Here is a 3049-nt window from a genome sequence, read left to right as displayed (position 1 = left end):
CGCGTGTGAGATCACGCTGATCCTCCCGCTGGAAACCCCGGTCCCTCCGTCTCCCGAAACCTCGAAGGCACTCCTGGCCGCATTTGCGGAGCGAAACATTACCTTCGTCGCCGACAAGGAAGTGCGGTCGGTCGATACACGGCGACGGATCGTCACCATCGACGACGGTCGCGAGTTTCCGTACGACCTGTTTCTGGGCGTGCCGGCGCACCGGGCCCCGAAGCTTCTTGAAGAAAGCGGCATGACCGTGGACGGCTATGTGCCGGCCAATCCCAGGACCCTCGAAACGCGTTTTCCCGACGTGTACGCCATCGGCGATTGCGCACGCCAGGGCACGCCGAAAGCCGGCAACTTCGCCGAGGGCGCGGCGCGCGCCGTTGCCGCCACGTTGATCGCGCGCCTGCGGAATCAGGAGGTCCCGGCGACCCACAAGGGAACGGGCACCTGCTACATCGAGTTCGGGGCCGGGAGGATTGGCCGCGTGGACGTGGATTTCTTCTCCGATCCCGAGGGTCCAACGGCCACCTACCATGAACCGTCGGTAGCCCTCCGCGCCGACAAGGAACTGTTTGGTTCGAGCCGTCGGGCCCGCTGGTTTGGTCTTTAGCGATGGCTGGCCTCCGGTCGGAAATCCTACACGCGAACCTTTCCGTGGCAGGTCGGGCGGTGCTGCCGCGCCGCCTGGATAGGGTGGAAACGAGCCGCCAGCCCGACAGACTGTCAGGGAGGACCGGATACCATGAATCAAGAAACGAGTGAGGGGGATGGTAAACAACCAACCGCGCTGGAACGTTGAACTTCGGACGTTGGACGTTTGGGTTTGGCCTTCAACACCCAACCATACTGATCTACACTCACCGCAATGCCGCGCATCCTGGGTCTCTTCTTCATGTTTGCCCTGGGCATTTCACTCCAGGCCGCGGCGCCTCCTGACGATCCTTTCGCGCGCGCGCTCGATGAACGCATGCCCGGTCTGCTCGCGAAGTATCGCGTGCCGGGCGCGGTGATCTCCTGCATCACCAATGGCGACGTGGCCTGGACGAAGACCTTCGGCCTCGCCAACCTGAAGACCGGCGCGCCCATGCAGCCGGACATGGTTTTCAATCACGGCTCCAACGGCAAGGTGCTCACCGCCTGGGCCATCCTGCGCCTCGTCGAACAGGGCAAAGTCGAACTCGACGCGCCGGCCAATCGCTATTTGAAACGCTGGCAACTGCGCTCCTCGCAGTTCGATCCAGCGGGCGTCACCCTTCGACGCCTGCTCACCCATCGCGCGGGCCTCACCGTCCACGGCTTCCTCGACTACGACCAGCGCCGTCGGTTGCCGAGCCTCGTCGAAATTCTGGAAGGCAAAAACCAGATCCAACTCTTCGGCGAAGTGAACGGTCCGGTCGAAATCAAATGGCAGCCCGGCTCAACCAACGTCTATTCCGGCGGCGGCTTCGTCCTCCTGCAAATGATTATCGAAGACGTCACCGGCGAACCCTTCGCCGCGTTCATGCAGCGCGAAGTCACCGCGCCGCTCGGGCTGAATGTGCAATGGGTCTGGACGCGCGAGCTGGAGAACGCCGCGCCGATGCCCTACGGCGAGTTGCAGGAGGAAATCGGTTACCGACAACTCGCGTCGCAGGCCATCGGCAGCGAACTGTGCACCGTTCCCGACTTCGCCCGATTCGCGGCCGCCGCCGCGACCGGTCCGCGCGGCGAACCGCCCGGCCGCGGCGTGCTGAAACCGGAAACCGTCGCCAACATGATCGAACCGGAGGGACTCGGATACGGATTTTCCGTGACCAACATTGACGGAGTCGAAAGCGCACCCGCCGGCATCCACGCTGACAAGTTGCTGGCGCATTTCGGTGGCAACCCGGGCTGGACTGCGCACTTCCTCATCGACACCACCCGGCGCGAAGGCTTTGTCGTCGCCAACAATTCCTCGCAGGGATTTCTATTCGAAGTCGCCGTGCAAAAGCTCTGGTTGAAAACCGTCCTGGGCGTGGATGCCGGGCCCGATCCTGATCCGGAGGAAGGAATCACTCCCCGGATCAACCGCATCGCGTGGAAAATCGCGATCGGACTGGGAGCACTCCTGTTCGTGACGGCGGTGTGGTGCGGACTACAGATCGCGCGCGGCAAACGACGCCTGGCCTGGCCCCGCTTTCGATGCAGCCTGCGCATCATTGCGCCACCGGTTCTCGCGACACTCGTGTGGTGGTATGTTTTCTACGCGCCCCGGAGCATGCCGCTGCCACTGCCGCCGCCGTTCCTCAGCATCTGGATGGTGCCGTTCATTCACTACGTCACCGCGCTGTTGGTGGGTTGGGTAGGTGTTGCGCTGCTGTTTGCGCTTTTCCCGCGACGCCGCGCAGACCGCGCGACTGATGCGTGCCCCTGGAATCTGGCCTCCTGATTTCTGTTCGAACGATCTCAACCACGGCGAACTTTGGGCGGAAAAAGTCGGTGCCTCGCTGGAACAACGGCGTGCGGGCAGCACTCACCACGCCTCCCTCCACCCCTTGCGATATGCGGCCGAGCATCGCGCGACTCTTGCTTTCGCCAGAAACATCACCACACTGCCGCGGCATTCATCTATGCGCGATGACACATTACCTGACGGTGATAATGTATTGCTTGTTGCCAGGGGTCTGATCAAGGCGCTCGGCGGAAAGCGTGTGGTGGACGGCATTGATCTCGAATGCCGTGCGGGCGAGGTGTTGGGATTGTTGGGGCCGAACGGCGCCGGCAAGACGACCACGTTGCGCATGTGCTATGGATTTCTTCGACCCGATGCCGGCCAAGTCCGCATCGCCGGGCATGACCTCGCAAACGATGGTGACCGGGCGCGCCGCGCGCTCGGTGTTTGCACGCAGGACGACACGTTTGATGGCGAATTCACGGTGCGCGGCAATCTGGTGCAGACGGGCCGTTACTATCGTCCACGCCAGGCGGACATTTTGCAGCGCATTGACGCGTTAATCGAACGGTTCGGCCTCGGGCCTTACGCCGATCAAAAACCGCAGACCCTTTCCGGCGGATTCAAGCGGCGCCTGAT

At 62.8% G+C, this 3049-nt stretch carries 3 protein-coding genes; all 3 read left to right on the top strand.

From position 1 onward, the window contains the following. Positions 1 to 607: FAD-dependent oxidoreductase (locus VN887_05715; GenBank protein ID HXT39501.1), on the top strand; the 607-nt coding region annotated here is incomplete at its 5' end. A gap of 255 nt (positions 608 to 862) precedes the next feature. Continuing rightward, positions 863 to 2407, top strand: coding sequence for a serine hydrolase domain-containing protein (locus VN887_05710; GenBank protein ID HXT39500.1), 1545 nt, complete (start codon positions 863 to 865; stop codon positions 2405 to 2407). A 181-nt stretch (positions 2408 to 2588) separates the two neighbouring features. Beyond that, the coding region (locus VN887_05705; GenBank protein HXT39499.1) for an ABC transporter ATP-binding protein at positions 2589 to 3049 on the top strand (461 nt) is incomplete at its 3' end.

The organism is Candidatus Angelobacter sp. (assembly GCA_035607015.1).
GTDB lineage: Bacteria > Verrucomicrobiota > Verrucomicrobiia > Limisphaerales > AV2 > AV2.
The sequence above is the reverse complement of the archived record's forward strand: the minus strand, read 5'-3'. Positions and strand labels throughout refer to the sequence as shown.

Bases quoted from the DNA above. Each gene is read 5' to 3' on its own strand.
- VN887_05710 (HXT39500.1), top strand. From the start codon at position 863: ATGCCGCGCATCCTGGGTCTCTTCTTCATGTTTGCCCTGGGCATTTCA.